The sequence below is a fragment of the Caballeronia sp. GAFFF2 genome, from assembly GCF_023631485.1.
In the GTDB taxonomy this organism is placed as follows: domain Bacteria; phylum Pseudomonadota; class Gammaproteobacteria; order Burkholderiales; family Burkholderiaceae; genus Caballeronia.
Window position 1 is genome coordinate 1 of sequence record NZ_JALQDA010000097.1, and the last position, 572, is coordinate 572.

A 572-nucleotide genomic window follows, 5' to 3' on the forward strand; every position below is an offset into this window, starting at 1 on the left:
GAAGAGCACCGGCCGGTGCCGATCGGCGCGCCGATTGCAGCGACACAGACGTGGGTACTCGATGAGCGTATGCAACCAGTGCCGCGTGGCGTAGCGGGTGAGTTGTATCTGGGCGGAGTCAATCTGGCACGCGGATATCTCAACCGTCCGGGATTAACCGCAGAGCGCTTCGTGGCAGACCCGTTTGCACGACACACAGGCGCACGCCTCTACCGCACGGGCGATCTGGTGCGGTGGCGCAGCGACGGTGTGCTCGACTATCTGGGACGTCTCGATCATCAGGTCAAGATTCGCGGCTTCCGGATCGAGTTGGGCGAGATCGAATCGAGGCTGGCGCAGATGGAAGGTGTGCGTGAATCAACCGTGATCGCCCGCGACGCAAGGCTGATCGCCTACGTGACAGGCGAGCCATCGCTGGACGCGCAGCAGTTGAAGACGAGCCTTGCGCAGGGCGTACCGGATTACATGGTGCCGTGGCGCATCGTGGTGCTGGATGTGATGCCGCTGAACGCGAACGGCAAGGTGGACCGCAAGGCGCTGCCGGTGCCGTCGGTGCAGGACGAAGACCACGA

General features: G+C 63.5%; 1 protein-coding gene. It reads left to right on the plus strand.

The features are described 5' to 3' along the window. On the plus strand, window positions 1-572 hold a 572-nt coding region (locus NCT04_RS34275), incomplete at both ends, for an AMP-binding enzyme (protein ID WP_250470280.1).